The organism is Sphingomonas sp. SUN039 (assembly GCF_024758725.1).
Taxonomy (GTDB): Bacteria; Pseudomonadota; Alphaproteobacteria; order Sphingomonadales; family Sphingomonadaceae; genus Sphingomonas_O.
In genome coordinates this window covers 1,017,122-1,033,171 of the sequence record NZ_CP096972.1, presented here as the reverse complement: position 1 = coordinate 1,033,171, position 16,050 = coordinate 1,017,122, and the positions used below count along the sequence as shown (strand labels likewise).

General features: G+C 64.5%; 15 protein-coding genes. 6 read left to right on the top strand and 9 right to left on the bottom strand.

What is annotated here, in order from left to right:
• Positions 1–19: 19 nt before the first annotated feature.
• Positions 20–1,075 (bottom strand): 3-isopropylmalate dehydrogenase, encoded by a 1,056-nt coding sequence (leuB, locus tag M0209_RS05115; RefSeq protein WP_258887215.1) that lies wholly within the window; start codon positions 1,073–1,075, stop codon positions 20–22.
• A gap of 275 nt (positions 1,076–1,350) precedes the next feature.
• Between leuB and M0209_RS05110 the strand changes: the two genes are divergently transcribed.
• Positions 1,351–2,007 (top strand): hypothetical protein, encoded by a 657-nt coding sequence (locus M0209_RS05110; RefSeq protein WP_258887214.1) that lies wholly within the window; start codon positions 1,351–1,353, stop codon positions 2,005–2,007.
• 16 nt (positions 2,008–2,023) lie between these two features.
• On the opposite strand, the gene M0209_RS05105 is transcribed toward M0209_RS05110, so the two are convergent.
• The 3 genes from M0209_RS05105 to dnaG are packed head-to-tail and all read right to left on the bottom strand — an operon-like array spanning position 2,024 to position 6,621.
• Complete coding sequence (locus tag M0209_RS05105) at positions 2,024–2,701, bottom strand: nitroreductase (protein ID WP_258887213.1); 678 nt, start codon at positions 2,699–2,701, stop codon at positions 2,024–2,026.
• A gap of 12 nt (positions 2,702–2,713) precedes the next feature.
• Positions 2,714–4,750 carry an RNA polymerase sigma factor RpoD gene (gene rpoD / locus M0209_RS05100; RefSeq protein ID WP_258887212.1) on the bottom strand — a complete coding sequence of 679 codons (2,037 nt, stop codon included), beginning with the start codon at positions 4,748–4,750 and terminating at the stop codon, positions 2,714–2,716.
• A 17-nt stretch (positions 4,751–4,767) separates the two neighbouring features.
• Entirely contained in the window at positions 4,768–6,621 is a 1,854-nt protein-coding gene (gene dnaG / locus M0209_RS05095) for a DNA primase (RefSeq protein ID WP_258887211.1), read from the bottom strand.
• Positions 6,622–6,732: 111 nt separating this feature from the next.
• Between dnaG and M0209_RS05090 the strand changes: the two genes are divergently transcribed.
• Positions 6,733–7,356 carry a hypothetical protein gene (locus tag M0209_RS05090; RefSeq protein WP_258887210.1) on the top strand — a complete coding sequence of 208 codons (624 nt, stop codon included), beginning with the start codon at positions 6,733–6,735 and terminating at the stop codon, positions 7,354–7,356.
• On the opposite strand, the gene ald is transcribed toward M0209_RS05090, so the two are convergent.
• A complete protein-coding gene (ald, locus tag M0209_RS05085) occupies positions 7,353–8,450 on the bottom strand; it encodes an alanine dehydrogenase (RefSeq protein ID WP_258887209.1) in 1,098 nt (365 codons plus the stop codon). The two genes, M0209_RS05090 and ald, sit on opposite strands and share 4 nt — an antisense overlap.
• Before the next feature lie 139 nt (positions 8,451–8,589).
• Between ald and M0209_RS05080 the strand changes: the two genes are divergently transcribed.
• Positions 8,590–10,512: a potassium transporter Kup gene (locus M0209_RS05080; protein ID WP_258887208.1), complete on the top strand. Its 1,923-nt coding sequence runs from the start codon at positions 8,590–8,592 to the stop codon at positions 10,510–10,512.
• Positions 10,513–10,606: 94 nt separating this feature from the next.
• On the opposite strand, the gene M0209_RS05075 is transcribed toward M0209_RS05080, so the two are convergent.
• Complete coding sequence (locus M0209_RS05075; RefSeq protein ID WP_258887207.1) at positions 10,607–11,233, bottom strand: carbonic anhydrase; 627 nt, start codon at positions 11,231–11,233, stop codon at positions 10,607–10,609.
• A gap of 65 nt (positions 11,234–11,298) precedes the next feature.
• Here M0209_RS05075 and lipA point away from each other — a divergent pair, with 65 nt between their 5' ends.
• A complete protein-coding gene (gene lipA, locus M0209_RS05070) occupies positions 11,299–12,225 on the top strand; it encodes a lipoyl synthase (protein WP_258887206.1) in 927 nt (308 codons plus the stop codon).
• Positions 12,225–12,695, top strand: a complete 471-nt coding sequence (locus M0209_RS05065; protein WP_258887205.1) for a type II toxin-antitoxin system RatA family toxin — start codon at positions 12,225–12,227, stop codon at positions 12,693–12,695. Before lipA ends, M0209_RS05065 begins: the two co-directional genes overlap by 1 nt.
• Here the strand turns inward: M0209_RS05065 and M0209_RS05060 are convergent.
• The 3 genes from M0209_RS05060 to M0209_RS05050 all read right to left on the bottom strand — a co-directional run bounded on the left by M0209_RS05060 (position 12,644) and on the right by M0209_RS05050 (position 14,596).
• The gene (locus tag M0209_RS05060; protein WP_258889570.1) at positions 12,644–13,123 is read right to left on the bottom strand and encodes a CinA family protein; all 480 of its coding nucleotides are present in this window, start codon (positions 13,121–13,123) and stop codon (positions 12,644–12,646) included. The genes M0209_RS05065 and M0209_RS05060 overlap by 52 nt on opposite strands.
• Positions 13,124–13,188: 65 nt before the next feature.
• Complete coding sequence (locus M0209_RS05055; protein WP_258887204.1) at positions 13,189–14,334, bottom strand: bifunctional 2-C-methyl-D-erythritol 4-phosphate cytidylyltransferase/2-C-methyl-D-erythritol 2,4-cyclodiphosphate synthase; 1,146 nt, start codon at positions 14,332–14,334, stop codon at positions 13,189–13,191.
• Positions 14,335–14,386: 52 nt separating this feature from the next.
• Entirely contained in the window at positions 14,387–14,596 is a 210-nt protein-coding gene (locus tag M0209_RS05050; protein ID WP_258887203.1) for a type II toxin-antitoxin system prevent-host-death family antitoxin, read from the bottom strand.
• A gap of 244 nt (positions 14,597–14,840) precedes the next feature.
• Here M0209_RS05050 and M0209_RS05045 point away from each other — a divergent pair, with 244 nt between their 5' ends.
• Positions 14,841–16,028, top strand: a complete 1,188-nt coding sequence (locus M0209_RS05045; protein ID WP_258889569.1) for a restriction endonuclease — start codon at positions 14,841–14,843, stop codon at positions 16,026–16,028.
• Positions 16,029–16,050: the final 22 nt, after the last annotated feature.

Genomic DNA, 16,050 nt, shown 5'->3' with positions numbered 1-16,050 from the left:
TACAGGTCTTGCCGACCCGTTAACCGAGTGCGGCAATCACCGCATCGCCCATCGCGGTAGTGGAGTGCGTGCCCCCGATATCGCGCGTGAGTGCGCCACCGTCGAGCGCGCGCGTCACCGCCGCGAACAGCCGGTCCGCCGTGTCCGCCCGCCCGAACGACCAGCGCAGCGCCATCTCGAACGACAGGATCGCCGCCAGCGGATTGGCCACGCCCTTGCCCGCAATATCAGGCGCGGACCCGTGGATCGGCTCGTACAGCCCCGGCTTACCCGCTTCGCCCAGCGCCGCCGAGGGCAGCATCCCCAGCGACCCCGTCGCCTGCGCCGCCGCGTCGGACAGGATGTCACCGAACAGATTGTCGGTCAGCAGCACGTCGAACTGCGTCGGCGCGCGGACGATCTGCATGGCGGCATTGTCCGCCAGCATATGGTCGAGCTGCACATCGGTGTAGTCGCGCGCGTGGAGCGCGGTCACGACCTGCTTCCACAGGACGCCCGACTCCATGACATTGGACTTTTCGGCGCTCGTCACCCGATTGCTGCGTCCCCGCGCCAGCTCGAAAGCGACCCGCGCCACCCGCTCGATCTCGCCGGTGGTATATACCTGCGTGTCGAACCCGCGCTGTTGCCCGTCGGCGAGCGTCTCGATCCCGCGCGGCTCGCCGAAATAAACCCCGCCGGTCAGCTCGCGCACGATCATGATGTCGAGGCCCGCGACGACCTCGCGCTTCAGGCTCGACGCATCGGCGAGTGCATCGAAGCAGAGCGCCGGGCGCAGATTGGCGAAGACCTGCATTTCCTTGCGGAGTTTCAGCAGTCCTGCCTCGGGGCGCAGCGCCCGCGGGGCATTCGCCCATTGCGGCCCGCCGACCGCACCCAACAGCACAGCGGTGCTCGACAGGGCGCGCGCCAGCACGTCGTCGGTCAGCGGCGTCCCGTGCGCATCGAAACTCGCGCCGCCGTAAATCGCCTCGTCGATAACGATATCGGGCGTCAGGGCGGCGGCGACGCGGCGGACCTCGGCACAAACTTCGGGGCCGATGCCGTCGCCGGGGAGCAGGAGGAGCATTTGCATGGCGAGCGCCGCTAAAGGCTGAAAGACAAGCGGGCAAGGGCAGGTCGCTCGTGCGCGCGACGACAGCTGCGTCAACGGGTTGAAAATCGAGGAGAATGCCTTCAAATAATACGCGACGATCCGCTTCGCGTCCCTTTTGAGCGCGCTGCGTGTTGTCGAGTTTCAAAACGGCGGACCGACAGCCTTGGAGCGGTCGCCGAGTAGCCGGGATAGATCCATGTCCACCCTGAACGACTTGCGCGCCTGCCGGTGCGCCCCGTCGCGCTGAGCCCCCGATGCACGTCGAGGGCAATTACCGCGAAGACGGTTATGCGACGATCCGGGGGCTTGTCCCGCCGGAGGTTGCGGCAAATCTGTTCAAACAGCTGCACATGGACCTGGAAAGTGCGGGCAAGTCGTTCGACACCTTTGCCCGGCCGCAACCGCTTTCGCGGCATCCGACCGTCGAGATTTCGGGCCATTTCTACCGGCCGTTGACCACTTTTCTCTGGGCGCTGACGCCGACGATCGCCAACCTGACCGAAGCGGATGTGCTGCCCAGCTACGACTATTTCCGCATCTACCGAAAGGACGATATCTGCCGCGTCCATTCGGATCGCCCGTCGTGCGAACATAGCCTGTCGCTCACGCTGGCCTATAGCGATGACCTGCCCTGGCCGCTCGAAATGGGATCGGAGCGGGTCGACGAGGAGCGGCCTTGCGTCGAGGATTTCGGCGACGAACCGCATAGCGCGGTCGCAATGCAGCCGGGGGACGCGGTCCTCTATCGCGGGATCGACCTGCGTCATGGCCGGACGCAGCCCAATCCCAATCGCTGGTCGGCGCATCTCTTTCTGTTCTGGGTCGAGCGCCACGGCGAATTCGCGCAGCATGCCTTCGACGAGCAGCGCTTGCGATCCGAATTGCGCCGGGTCGCCAATCTGGACGTGTAGCGCGGGTTACCCCGCCTTAATCGTAGAAACCGACGAACACCGTCGCCTCGTCGACCGACTTGCGCGGAGATACGACCGCATTTGCCGGAAAGCTCTCGTCGGGCCAGCCGAGCGCGATGCTTTTCATGATGACCTGATCCCCGGCAATGCCCGCATGTTCGCGCACGACCGGCGATTGCATGATGCCTTGGCTGTTGATGACCGCCCCCAGCCCGCGTGACCAGGCTGCGTTGACAAGCGCCGTCGCCACCGCGCCGCAATCGAACGGGGTGTCGTCGCTGCCGTCGCAGGCGCGGTCGTAGGTGATGATGACGCAAACCGGCGCGTCGAACTGGCGAAAGCCGCGCAGCACCCAATCCTGACGGGCCGCCGCATCGTCGCGGGCAATGCCCATCGCGGCGAACAATTGCTTGGCGACGCCGATCTGGCGGTCGCGATGCGGTCCGGCAAACGCCTCGCCGGTGCGAAACTCGCGCGATTGCGGCACGCCCGCGACCATGCGCTCGGTGTTGCCCGCGCGGATGCGATTCAGCGGTTCGCCGGTGACAACCGTAAAATTCCACGGCTGTGTGTTCATCGACGACGGCGCGCGCATGGCAAGGCCGATCACCTCCTCGATCAGCGCGCGGGGCACCGCATCGGGCTTATAGCCTCTGATGCTCCGGCGACCGAGGATAACGTCGTCGAACAGCACGGCGTACCGGACCTATTGGTCGAGGAACGACCGCATCTTCCGCGAACGGCTCGGGTGCTTCAACTTCCGCAGTGCCTTCGCCTCGATCTGGCGGATGCGTTCGCGCGTTACGCTGAACTGCTGGCCGACTTCCTCGAGCGTGTGATCGGTGTTCATGCCGATGCCGAAGCGCATGCGGAGGACGCGTTCCTCGCGCGGGGTCAGCGATGCCAGCACCCGGGTGACGGTTTCCTTGAGGTTCGCCTGGATCGCCGCATCGACTGGAATGACCGCATTCTTGTCCTCGATGAAATCGCCGAGATGCGAGTCCTCCTCGTCGCCAATCGGCGTTTCGAGGGAGATCGGCTCCTTGGCGATTTTCATCACCTTGCGGACCTTTTCGAGCGGCATCGACAGGCGCTCAGCCATTTCCTCGGGCGTCGGCTCGCGGCCCTGTTCGTGGAGGAACTGGCGGCTGGTGCGGACCAGCTTGTTGATCGTCTCGATCATGTGCACCGGGATGCGGATCGTGCGCGCCTGGTCGGCGATGCTGCGCGTGATCGCCTGGCGAATCCACCAGGTCGCATAGGTGCTGAACTTGTAGCCGCGGCGGTACTCGAATTTGTCCACCGCCTTCATTAGGCCGATGTTGCCTTCCTGGATCAGGTCGAGGAACTGCAAACCGCGGTTGGTGTATTTCTTGGCGATGCTGATGACGAGGCGCAGGTTGGCCTCGACCATTTCCTTCTTGGCGATCCGCGCCTCGCGCTCGGCCTTTTGAACGGTGTTGACGATGCGGCGGAACTCGCTGAGCGACATGCCGGTCGCCTGCGCGATTTCGGCAACCTCGACGCGGATACGCTCGACCGCATCGCCCTCATTGGTCGCGAACGCTGTCCACTTCTTGTCGATGGCCTTGACCGAATCGAGCCAGCTTTCGTCGAGCTCGCGATTGACATAGCTGTCGAGGAACGCCTTGCGCGGCACTTTGTGACGCTCGGCCAGACGCAGCATCTGGCCACCGAGCGCGGTCAGGCGACGGTTGAAGCTGTAAAGCTGATCGACCAGATATTCGATCTTGGCATTGTGGAACTGGACGCTTTCGACCTGCGCGGTGAGCTCCTCGCGCAGCTTGTGGTATTTCTTTTCCTCGCTGCCGGGGAAATCATTGCCGACGCCCAGCGCATCGATGCGCGCCTGCTGGACCTTGCTGAACTTTTTGAACAGCGCGGTGATGGTCGCGAATTTCTCGAGTGCCGAGGGCTTGAGCAACTCCTCCATCGCGGCGAGCGACAGCGTGTTGTCCTCTTCCTCGTCGTCCGACGGGCGCGGCGTGCGGCGCTCGGTCAGCGAGTCCTCGTCATGGTCGTCCTCGCCCGCAGTGGCGACGACTTCCTCGGGCTCTTCCTCTTCCTTGAACGTCGGCCCGGCGTTCTTTTCGCTGATCTCGCCGTCGGCCTCTTCGTCGTCGTCGGTCAGCGTCTCGGGCGCGGGGTCTTTCGACAGCATCGCGTCGAGGTCGAGGATTTCGCGCAGCTGCATCGTGCCGGCGTTGAGCGCGTCCGACCAGCCGATGATCGCGTGGAAAGTGATCGGCGATTCGCACAGGCCCAGGATCATCGTGTCGCGACCGGCCTCGATCCGCTTGGCGATGGCGATTTCGCCTTCGCGGCTGAGCAGTTCGACCGCGCCCATTTCGCGCAGGTACATGCGGACAGGATCGTCGGTGCGGTCGGTGACCTTGACGACCTTTTCGGCGACATGGCCCTGATCGGCGCCGTCGACGGCCTCGATCTCTTCCTCGTCTTCCTTCTGGTCGTCGCCGTCTTCGCTGGCTTCGTCGTTCTCGACGACATTGACGCCCATCTCGTTGAGCGCCGACATGACGTCCTCGATCTGGTCGGTCGTCAGCTCGCCGACGGCGGAGTTCAGGTCGTCGACCGTGATGTACCCGCGCTTCTTGGCGCGGGCGACCATCTTCTTGATATCGGCATCGTTCAGATCGATCAGCGGCGCATCGGTCCCCTCGGGGGCTGCTTCCGGCGCCTCGGCCACGTTCGTTTTCGCCATCTAAAACCCGTTCCCAATCATTCGTCTTCATCCGCCGATAACGCCGCAAGGGCGCGATCGGCTTCGGCGCGCGCGGCAATCAGCCGCATCTGCTCGGCAAAACCATCGGCATCCGGCCCCATCGCCAGCCGTGCCGTCGCCGCCTCCAGCGCCGCGTCTAGTTCGGGCCGCGATGCCAGTGCCTCGATTGCCAGTGCCAAATCCCTGCGCGCCACCTCGGCGTCCGCTTCGCTGCGTGCGAACGAAAAGGCAAGCCCGTTCGCACGCCGCAGCGACTCGACGAGCGCCGAAAGGCCCGTCTGGGCGAATATGGTATCGATTCCGCCCGATTCAACCGAGGGCGGGTCGTAGGCCGCGTCGAGCAGCACCGAGCGCAGCCGGTCGAGCGCACCGTCCCCGATCACGAGCATCGATAGCGCCTCGGCACAGGTCGACACCATGGTGGGGTGGCGGAGCAGCCCGGCCATGATCGCGCGTCCGTACAACGCATCGACGCCGCCGCCACCGATCCGCCGCGCATTTTCGCCCGGCAGGGCAGGGGCGGGGTCGAACCATTTCTTGCCCGCCGGACGATTCCCACGAACGGGAGCGGGGCGACGGTCCCCGCGCGGCGCGAAGAACGCCGCCTCGAACCGCTGGCGCAATTCCTCCTGATATTGCTGGCGGACGTCGCCGTCGGCAATCAGTGCCGATAACTCCGCCAGCCGCCGCTTCAGCCCGGCCCGCGCCTCGGGCGTCTTGAGCGGCAGCGCGGCTACCTCATGGTCCCACAACAGATCGACGAGCGACAAGGCGCTCTCGACCAGCGGCTCGAATGCTGCCGGTCCGCCGCTGCGGACCATATCGTCGGGGTCTTTGCCCGCAGGGAGCATCGCAATCGACAGCGACCGTCCTGGCGCGAGCAACGGCAGCGCGCGTTCTGCGGCCCGCACTGCCGCCTTTTTCCCGGCACTATCGCCGTCGAAGCACAGCACCGGCACATCGACCACACGCCACAGACGTTCGAGCTGCGCTTCGGTCAAGGCGGTACCGAGCGGCGCGACCGCTTCCGATATCCCCGCCTGGGCGAGCGCGATCACGTCCATATAACCCTCGACGACGATCAGCCGTCCGGCCTTGCGCGCCACGGGTGCGGCGCGGTCGAGGTTGTACAGCGTGCGCCCCTTGTCGAAGAGCGGGGTGTCGGGCGAATTGAGGTATTTCGGCTCGCCCGCACCCAATATCCGTCCGCCGAACGCGATCACGCGACTGCGCGGATCGCGGATGGGGATCATCAGCCGCCCCCGGAACCGGTCATACGGCGTTTTTTCCTCGACTTGGATCAGCAGTCCGGCCTCGATCAGCGCCGCGTCGCCGAAGCGTGCGAGTGCGGTCTTCAGCGCATCGCGGCGGTCGGGCGCAAAGCCCATGCCGAATGTATCGACCGTGGCGGGGGCAATCCCGCGCTTCGCCAGATACGCCCGCGCTTCCGCGCCGCCCTCCTCGCGCAACTGCCCCGCAAACCATTCCGCCGCTGCCGCCATGACGTCATGTTGCTTCGACGCGCGCTCGTCGCGCTCGGCGGCGCGCGGGTCGGGGGCGGGCAGGGCAAGCCCCGCGCCATCGGCCAGTTCCTTGACCGCATCGACGAACGACAGCCCGCGCTGGTCGGTCATCCAGCGAATGGCATCGCCATGCGCCGAGCAGCCGAAGCAATGGTAGAAGCCCTTGTCGTCGTTGACATAGAAGCTCGGCGATTTCTCGTGGTGGAACGGGCAGCACGCCTTCCACTCCCGCCCCGCGCGGGTCAGCTTCAGGCTGCGTCCCACCAGCGCGGACAACAGCGTGCGACCGCGCAACTCGTCGAGGAACTGGGGCGAGAAGCGGCTCAAGATTTGGACAGCCCGCAGCGGACGCATTGGTTCATCGTCGTGCGTTCAACCTTGTCCGAAACGGATGCAACGGCGCGCCATACGGTCCAAATCATGGTATCAGAACATTCCATGAACGAAACCATCCTCGCCCCGAATGGCGATCCGGTCGGGTTGACCGTGTCGATCGCGCCCTGGTCGTCGGCAGGTCGATCCTCAGGGTCGGCCGATTATACTGCCATGTCCGGCATCGCGAGTCGAGTGGACACCGACGCAGAATCGCTGGTGCTCGAGTGCGACGACGCGGTCGGCGCGGTCGCGCCGCTCGTCCAGCTGAAACGCCTGATGACGGCGGCGGCAGCGCTGATGCAGGGGGTCGCGGATGCCCACATGACGCTGACGCATTCGGGCGTGGTGCTCGATGCCGGACAGCTCGAAACCGCACTTGCCGAATGGTCCGACGACAGCGTGCCCGTGCACAGCCTGATCGCCTTCGATTTCGCCACCCGCGGCGACCCGCCCGGCGCGCGGTCGTTCGGCCTTGCGGCGCTGGTCGGGCAAGACGTCGCGGCATGGCCGCCCGAAGAATCGCTGAGGCTGGTCTGTGCGCGCATGGTGGTGCGCCTGGCGCACGACATGCTGCTCAATGGACCGGTGCTTGCCGAAACTGCCTATCCAGCGCCGGAGACCCCGCGCGGGTCGGTAACTTTGGTCCCGCGCGCGGTGCCCGAGCCGGTGGTGCAGATCAGGTTCTAGGCGACAAACGGCAGATCGAGTGCTTCCGCCACGGCCTTGTGCCGGATTTGCCCACCCATGACGTTCAGCCCTGCCGCCAGATGCGGGTCCGCCGCCATCGCGCCCGCAGCGCCCAGATTGGCAAGGCGCACGACGAAGGGCAGGGTGGCATTGTTGAGCGCGAAAGCCGACGTGCGCGCGACCGCGCCCGGCATATTGGCGACGCAATAATGGATGACGCCTTCCTCGACGAACACCGGATCGTCGTGGGTCGTCGGGCGTGATGTCTCGAAACAGCCGCCCTGGTCGATGGCGATGTCGACCAGCACCGATCCGCGCTTCATCGTCTTGAGCATCTCGCGGGTCACCAGCTTGGGCGCGGCAGCCCCCGGCACCAGCACCGCACCGATCACCAGATGCGCGCGCTCGACCGCCGCCGCAATCGCCGCACGCGACGCGTATTGCGTCTTGATCTGCGACGAGAAAAACATGTCGAGTTCGGCGAGCCGGTCGTTGTTAATGTCATAAATTGTCACATCGGCACGCATCCCGACCGCCATCTGCGCGGCATTGACGCCCGAAATGCCGCCGCCGAGGATCGCGACCCGCGCCGGAGCCACGCCGGGAACGCCGCCGAGCAGGACGCCACGCCCGCCCTGTTCCTTTTCCAGATAATGCGCGCCGACCTGTACCGACATGCGCCCCGCGACCTCCGACATGGGTTTCAGCAGCGGCAGCGCGCCCGACTTCGAGGTCACCGTTTCATAGGCGATGCACGTCGCACCCGACGCCATCAGCCCCTTCGCCTGGGCAGGATCGGGGGCGAGGTGGAGGTAGGTAAACAACGTGTGGTGGGGCCGAAGCATCGCGATTTCAGAGGGTTGCGGCTCCTTCACCTTCACGATCATCTCGGCGGCGGCGAATACTTCGGCCGCATTGGGCAGGATGCGCGCGCCCGCGTCCATATAATCGCGGTCGCTGAAATCGATGCCATTGCCCGCCAGCGCCTCGACCAGCACTTCATGGCCCGCCGCCGTCAGTTCGGCGACCGACGCCGGGGTCAGCCCGACACGATATTCGTGGTTCTTGATTTCCTTCGGGACACCGACGCGCATTCCGACTCTCCTCGTAATAATATTGCTCTCAGCCGTAACATGATTCCCCGAACTTGTCTCGATTGCACGGCACTTTCCACGGTGCTAGGGGCGCGCGTCCGGCAGCAAGCCGTATCTTTTTGGCAGGTTCCGACCGTCGATGACCAGCGCCGACACCAATTTAGCGCAACCGCACAGCGACGACGAGAACCATGAGGGGCACCGCATCGAGGGCAGCCTGCCCAAGCTGGCCGTCGGGGCGATCGGCGTCGTGTTCGGCGATATCGGCACGTCGCCGCTCTACGCTGTCAAGGAAACCTTTCGCGGCCATCACCCGCTGCCGGTCGATCAGCTCCACGTATTCGGCGTGCTCAGCCTGATTTTCTGGTCGCTGATGATGATCGTGACACTCAAATACGTCATGCTGGTCACCCGTGCCGACAATAAGGGCGAGGGGGGCAGCATGGCCCTGCTCGCGCTGATCACGCGCAAGACCGGTGCGGGGAAACGCTCGGGCCTGCTGGTGATGCTGGCGGTCACGGCCACTGCCCTGTTCTTCGGCGATGCGATGATTACGCCGGCCATGTCGGTGCTGTCGGCGGTCGAGGGTCTCGGCGTCGTCGATGAGCGGTTCAACCGGCTCGTCCTGCCGATTGCGGTCGGAATCCTCGTCGGGCTGTTCATGGTCCAGTCGCGCGGAACCGAGACGATCAGCAAATTCTTCGGCCCCATCGTGCTCGTCTATTTCGCGACGCTCACGGTGCTGGGCGTGATCCAGCTGCTCCAGCACCCGCAAGTCCTCGCCGCGCTGTCGCCGCATTATGCCTTCCTGTTCTTCGAAAACGACCCGCTGCTCGCGTTCCTGGCGCTCGGCTCGATCGTCCTTGCGGTGACGGGTGCCGAAGCGCTCTACGCGGACATGGGGCATTTCGGCCGCAAGCCCATCGGTGTAGCCTGGCTGTGGGTCGTGCTGCCCGCGCTGACGATCAACTATTTCGGGCAGGCGGCGTTGCTGATGCGGATGCCCGAGGCGGCGGAGAACCCGTTCTTCCTGATGGCCCCCGACGAGATGCGGCTGCCGCTCGTCATTCTCGCGACGCTCGCAACGATCATCGCAAGCCAGGCCATGATTACCGGCGCGTTCTCGGTCGTCCAGCAATCGGTCCAGCTTGGCATGATGCCCCGCCTGAAGATCATGCACACCAGCGCCAGCGCGTACGGCCAGATCTATGTGCCGGTGGTCAACTGGGTGTTGATGGTCCTGGTCCTGCTGCTCGTGCTGACGTTCCAGAAATCGAGCAACCTTGCCGCAGCCTATGGCATTGCCGTGATGGGCACGATGTTCATTTCGACGATGATGATCGGCGTGCTGACGGCGAAGGTCTGGAACTGGCCGAAATGGCGCGTGTATCTGGTCACCGGCACGTTCCTCATCATCGATGGATCGTATCTGTCGTCCAACCTGTTGAAAGTGCCGGAGGGCGGCTGGCTGCCGCTGCTGGTCGCGGCGATCATCTTCGTCCTACTGACGACCTGGGCCAAGGGCCGCGAACTGATGATCGCGCGCCTGCGCGAAGCGGCGATGCCGGTAAAAGTCTTCATCCAGTCGGCGGCCAGTTCGGCAACGCGCGTGGGGGGCACGGCGGTGTTCATGACCTCGGCCTCGGACGGCGTACCGCACGCGCTGCTCCACAACCTCAAACACAACAAGGTCATCCACGACCGGGTTATCCTGCTGACGGTCAAGATCGCCGACATGCCGTTCGTCGAGGAGGACACACGTTGCCGCCTCGAAGATCTGGGCGAGGGGTTCCACCGGCTTGTCGTCAAATACGGCTTCATGCAGGAACCCGATGTGCCGGCCGCCCTCGCGCGCCTCACCGGTTGCGGCCCCGCGTTCAAGATGATGGACACCAGCTTCTTCCTCGCGCGCCAGACGCTGCTGCCGTCGTCACGCCCCGGCATGGCGATATGGCGCGAAAAGCTGTTCGCCTGGATGCTCAACAATTCGGAAAGCGCGATGGAGTTCTTCCGCCTGCCGACGAACCGGGTGGTGGAACTGGGGAGCCAGGTGGAGATTTAGGCGCAGCGCGGGGCTGCGCTACGTTAGCGCACCCTCGCGCAAGCCCGGACGGCGGCTCGCCGACCGACGACGCGGCTTTGCCGCGGCGGGCGATTCAAGCCGGCGAAAACTCTCCTGTCGCCTCATCCAACAGGTACAACACCCCCTCGGTCAGCGCGAAATAGCTGCCCCTGAGCTGCAATGTGCCCGCGGCTTCGCGAACCGGAATGCAGGGGAAGGTCCGCAGATTGGCGAGGCTGACCTTCACGCCCTCCATCTCCAGCGCGCGCTGGGCTTCGGCACCGGTGCCATGTTCGGCACTCACCCGGTCGCGCGCCTCGTCGAGCAGGTCGATCCAGTGCGCGATGAACCCGCCTTCGCCGGCGCGAGCGTGCTCGAAGGTCCGCGACAGCGCCGCTGCACAGCCGCCGCACGCGCCGTGCCCCATCACCATGACCTCGGCGACTTCGAGCTGGGTCACCGCAAATTCCAGCGCCGCCGAGACACCGTGACGCCCGCCGCCGGTCTCGAAGGGCGGCACGAGCGCGGCGACATTGCGGACGACGAACAATTCGCCCGGGGCCGCCTGAAAAATGATCGTCGGATCGACGCGGCTGTCCGAACAGGCGACAATCATCGTCCGCGGACTCTGGCCCTGGGCCAGTTCCTCCCACCTGGCTTTTTCACGCACCCAACCGGTGTCGCGGAACTTGCGATAGCCTTCGATCATCTTGTCGGTCATGCCACGCCCGTAACGCGGCAGGGCAGGGGGTGGCAAGACAGCGCGCGCGACGCTATCTGCACGCCATGAGCGAAGCCGACCCCGCAATCGTCCCCCCGCGTCCCCGCAAGCCCGACTGGATTCGCGTGAAAGCGCCGATGGGCGCGGCCTTTGCCGAGACCAAGGCGCTGATGCGCCGCCTCAACCTTGCCACCGTGTGCGAGGAAGCGGCGTGCCCCAACATCGGTGAATGCTGGACCAAGAAGCACGCGACGGTGATGATTCTCGGCGACACGTGCACGCGGGCGTGCGCGTTCTGCAATGTGAAGACGGGGATGCCGCGCGCGGTCGATGCGATGGAGCCGCAGCATACCGCCGATGCCGCCGCCGAACTCGGCCTCGAACATATCGTCGTCACCTCGGTCGACCGCGACGACCTGCCCGATGGCGGCGCGTCGCAGTTCGTGAAGGTGATCGAAGCACTGCGGCGGACCACGCCGAAAACGACGATTGAAATCCTGACACCCGATTTCAGGAACAAGTCGCAAGCGGCTGTAGAATCTATCGTTTCGGCGCGACCCGATGTGTACAACCACAATCTCGAAACCGTGCCGCGCCTCTATCCGACGATCCGCCCCGGCGCGCGATATTATGCCTCGCTGCGCCTGCTCGAGAGCGTCAAGCGCCACGATCCGACGATCTTCACCAAATCGGGCATGATGATGGGGCTCGGCGAGGCGCGCATGGAAGTGCATCAGGTGATGGACGACATGCGCTCGGCCGATGTCGATTTCCTGACCCTCGGCCAGTATCTCCAGCCGACCCCGCGCCACGCCAAGGTCGAGGAATTCGTCACCCCCGCGACCTTCAGCGCCTATGCCGCCATCGCCCGCGCCAAGGGGTTCCTGCTCGTCGCCTCGACGCCGCTGACGCGGTCGAGCTATCACGCGGGCGATGACTTCGCGAAGCTGAAGGCGGCGCGAGAGGCAAAGCTCGGGGCAAGGCTCGGCTGATGCCCCGTCACCACGAACGCCGCAGCCTGCCCTATGGCGCAGAAGCGATGTTCGATCTGGTCGCCGATGTCGCGCGTTATCATGAGTTCCTGCCTTGGGTGTCGGCAGTGCGTGTCAAATCGGACAGCGACACCGAAATGGTCGCCGACCTGCTCGTCGGCTTCAAGCAATTGCGCGAGAAATTCACCTCGCGCGTGGTCAAGGCACGCCCCCGCACCATCCATGTCGATTATCTCGACGGCCCGCTCAAGCATCTCCGCAACGAATGGGTGTTCGAACCGACACCCACCGGCTGTACCGTCGACTTCACTGTCGATTTCGCGTTCAAGAACCGGTTGTTCGAGGCGATTGCCGGGCAATTCTTCGATCAGGCGCTCCGCAAGATGATCGGCGCGTTCGAGGCGCGCGCGCACGAACTCTATGCAGCTTCCTCGGGCATCAGCAGTTCGAGCGCACACAGCGCCGCCTGAAGCCGCACCCCGCCGCGCCCGTTGTCGGGGAAATGGCGTTTCTGGGCATCGATATCGTCGGGATTGCCGCCGCGCAGCGCCTTGGCGAACACCACCGTCCCGACCGGCTTTTTCTCGGTGCCGCCATTCGGCCCCGCAACGCCCGTAATCGCGACCGCGACATCGGCGCCGCTGCGCTCCATCATCCCGCGCGCCATCGCCCAGGCCGTCGCGACCGACACCGATCCGAAGGTTTCGACGATATCGCTGCCCACGCCGAGCAGTGAAATCTTCGCTTCGTTGGCATAGGACACAATGCTGGCGAGCAGCACGTCGGACGAGCCCGGAATCTCGGTCAGCGCCGCGCCGACCAGCCCGCCGGTGCAGCTTTCGGCGACCGACACGGTCCGGCCCGCCGCGCGATTGGCCTCGATCACGCGCTTGGCCATCTCGACCAGCTCGTCGGGCAATAAGTAGTCGCGGTGCGGTGCAGCACCGGCTTCGGCAGTCTCGCTCACATATCCTCCGGAACACGAACCGTCGCGATGGCCTGTGCGGCGATCCCCTCGCCACGCCCCGTAAAGCCCAGTCGCTCGGTCGTCGTTGCCTTGATACTAATGCGGCGCGGCGGCACCTGCAAGATATCGGCAACGCGCGCGCGTATCGCCTCGCGGTGCGGCCCGATCTTCGGCGCTTCGCAGATCAGGGTCAGGTCGACGAAATCGATGATCCCGCCGCGCGCCGCGACCAGCGACGCGGCATGGGCGAGAAACCGGTCGGACGACGCCCCCCGCCACTGCGCGTCGCTCGGCGGAAAATGGCTGCCGATATCGCCTGCGCCGATACACCCGAGCACCGCATCGGTGATCGCGTGGAGCGCGACATCGGCGTCCGAATGCCCCGACAGCCCGTGGGTATGCTCGATCTTCACACCCCCGAGCCACAATTCCTCGCCCTCGGCCAGCCGGTGGACGTCGTAGCCAGTGGCCGAACGCGAGATCATGCGGCTCGCCAGCATCGCCTCGGCGCGCGCAAAGTCTTGCGGGTGGGTGATCTTGTCGAGCATCGCATCCCCCCGAACCATCGCCACGCCGAAACCGCAAGCCCGAACCACCTGCGCCTCGTCGGTCGCATCGCCGCCGGTCCAGCGGTCGAGCGACGTCATGAGGGCATCCCAGCGGAACGCCTGCGGGGTCTGCACGCGGTAAAGCGCGTCGCGCGGCACGGTATCGCCGAGCATATCGTCGCCGCGCGCAAGCGTATCCGCCACCGCCAGCACCGGCACCGCCGCGTCATGCGTCTCGAGCGCCGCCATCAACGCTTCCAGCACCGCGCGCGGCAACAACGGCCGCGCCGCATCGTGCACCAGCACGCGGCTCGCGCCGCCCGCCGCCGCAATCGCGGACAGGCCATTGCGGACCGACTCCTGGCGGCTCGCCCCCCCGGTCACGACACCCGCGACGCTACGCCCGCCCAATGCAGAGGCCAGCGCCTCCTCCTGACCCGCCCCGATCACAACAAACACCGGCAAGTCCCCGAACGCCCCCACCGCCCGCGCCACCACCGCCGCCCCGCCGAGCAAGGCAAATTGCTTGGGCACCGCCCCACCCGCACGCTCCCCGCGTCCGGCAGCAACGATCAGGACGGCGGTATCGGTCACGCGACGGCTCGCGTCATGACACCGAGCGCGCGCGACGTGTCGAGGTAATGCATCAATAGCGGTCGCCGTCGCGCATCGCCCGGACGAACGCCTGCGCGCTTTCTTTCTGGCGCGGCATCGCGGACGTCAGGGCGCGAAGACTGTCGATATCGACCGCGCGGCGCTTCTCGACCGAGGCGAACTGCGTGGCCTTGTTGCCCTGCGGGTTTATTGCGACCGATCCGCCGCCCTCTGCGGCATCGACCGGTCTAACCGTGCTCATTGCGCTTCCTAACCAGTTGGCTCGCCATATACAGGTTGCTGGTAAGCGCTGCTAGGGTCGATGGCTTTCTATCGACGTAGCGTGCCGAACGCCGCTACGGCCCGAGCTACCACCGGCACGCCACCGTACTGGACATGCAGCTTGGGCAACTTCCCCCCGCATGGTCCCGTTCATACTAGTATGCGTGGATCGACTGGCTGCAATGCGTCTATCGTATAAACGCAAAGGATCACGGAACGCATTGATGGTCGAGCTTCAACACACCGATGACTACCTTGCCGGTAAGATTTTCGACCTACAGCAAGCAATCCAGACATGGGCACAATCTCACCAGCTTTGGTACGATTCCCTTTTCAAGACCTTTGCTGAGCATGTCGATGCTGAACCGGGCAGCCCTGCAGTTGTCACCATCCTGATTTCGGATGGCGACCTTCTGCGCGTGGTCGAAGACGACGCAGAGCTGTACGAGCAATTCGACCAGCTCGTGCGGAACCACGGCTTCTGGCATGAGTCTTACAATGCCCACACGGTCCACATTTACGCTGAAGAAGACGGTCCTCTAGCGGTCGCATATGACAGCTACTTCCGGTGGCAATGGATATGCGGCTTGCTCGAACCTGATTTCGGCGACGTTTACGAAGAGCTTTATAGCCACTTTGCTGGGCGACCAGAAGACCTGCATCGTCTATCCTGGCGCGAGTACGAAAAGTTGCTGGCACGGATCTTTCAGGCCCAAGGATTCGAGACCGAACTCGGTCCCGGTTCAGGCGATGGCGGTGTGGACATTCGATTGTTACAGCGCGACCCGCTGGGTGATCTCCTGACGCTTGTCCAAGCAAAAAAGTATGCACCTAATCGAAAGATTGGCCTCGAAGCTGTGGCGGCGTTGCATGGCGTGGCCAATGTAGAGGGGGCGGATCGAACATTATTCGTCACTACCTCAGCTTATTTGCCAGTCGCCCATAATTTCGCTGGCCGAACCTCAGGATCAATGCAGTTGAGCGTGACGCATGATGTCATCACATGGTGCAAACAGGCCTCTGACGGTATCATTGCGGACAAGTCGATCCTTGTATCGCCACAACATCTTGAGCGCATGTTGCATGAAATTGGCGGCAGGAAAGACCCGCGTATCGTGCACGCAAGATGGGGCTACAATGTTACAATCAACGACTTTGCCCTCGTCCTAAAGGAGACAAAGTACGCGGCGTTACTGATGTCGCTGCCCAAGTTCACTGTCTCCGACGACGGTTACGGGCAAATCGGCACTGAGGTTCCCGTTATGGATCAAACCGCATTGCCTATGCTCACAGCGCAATGTGTTTGGCGCGTTCGACGCAAACAAAACGAAGGTCGCGTTCACTATTGGGATGGTCGACGCCTCTTCACTCCTTGGGATGGTATGCCGCAGGACTTCAACTGGGTGGATTGACGGCTCTGGAGGCCCCGACCCT

Coding starts and splice junctions, on each gene's coding strand:
- M0209_RS05045 (WP_258889569.1), top strand. CDS start 14,841: ATGGTCGAGCTTCAACACACCGATGACTACCTTGCCGGTAAGATTTTC.
- M0209_RS05060 (WP_258889570.1), bottom strand. CDS start 13,123: ATGGCCAAGCGCGTGATCGAGGCCAATCGCGCGGCGGGCCGGACCGTG.
- lipA (WP_258887206.1), top strand. CDS start 11,299: ATGAGCGAAGCCGACCCCGCAATCGTCCCCCCGCGTCCCCGCAAGCCC.
- M0209_RS05080 (WP_258887208.1), top strand. CDS start 8,590: ATGACCAGCGCCGACACCAATTTAGCGCAACCGCACAGCGACGACGAG.
- M0209_RS05065 (WP_258887205.1), top strand. CDS start 12,225: ATGCCCCGTCACCACGAACGCCGCAGCCTGCCCTATGGCGCAGAAGCG.
- M0209_RS05090 (WP_258887210.1), top strand. CDS start 6,733: ATGAACGAAACCATCCTCGCCCCGAATGGCGATCCGGTCGGGTTGACC.
- rpoD (WP_258887212.1), bottom strand. CDS start 4,750: ATGGCGAAAACGAACGTGGCCGAGGCGCCGGAAGCAGCCCCCGAGGGG.
- M0209_RS05075 (WP_258887207.1), bottom strand. CDS start 11,233: ATGACCGACAAGATGATCGAAGGCTATCGCAAGTTCCGCGACACCGGT.
- M0209_RS05110 (WP_258887214.1), top strand. CDS start 1,351: ATGCACGTCGAGGGCAATTACCGCGAAGACGGTTATGCGACGATCCGG.
- ald (WP_258887209.1), bottom strand. CDS start 8,450: ATGCGCGTCGGTGTCCCGAAGGAAATCAAGAACCACGAATATCGTGTC.
- leuB (WP_258887215.1), bottom strand. CDS start 1,075: ATGCAAATGCTCCTCCTGCTCCCCGGCGACGGCATCGGCCCCGAAGTT.
- M0209_RS05050 (WP_258887203.1), bottom strand. CDS start 14,596: ATGAGCACGGTTAGACCGGTCGATGCCGCAGAGGGCGGCGGATCGGTC.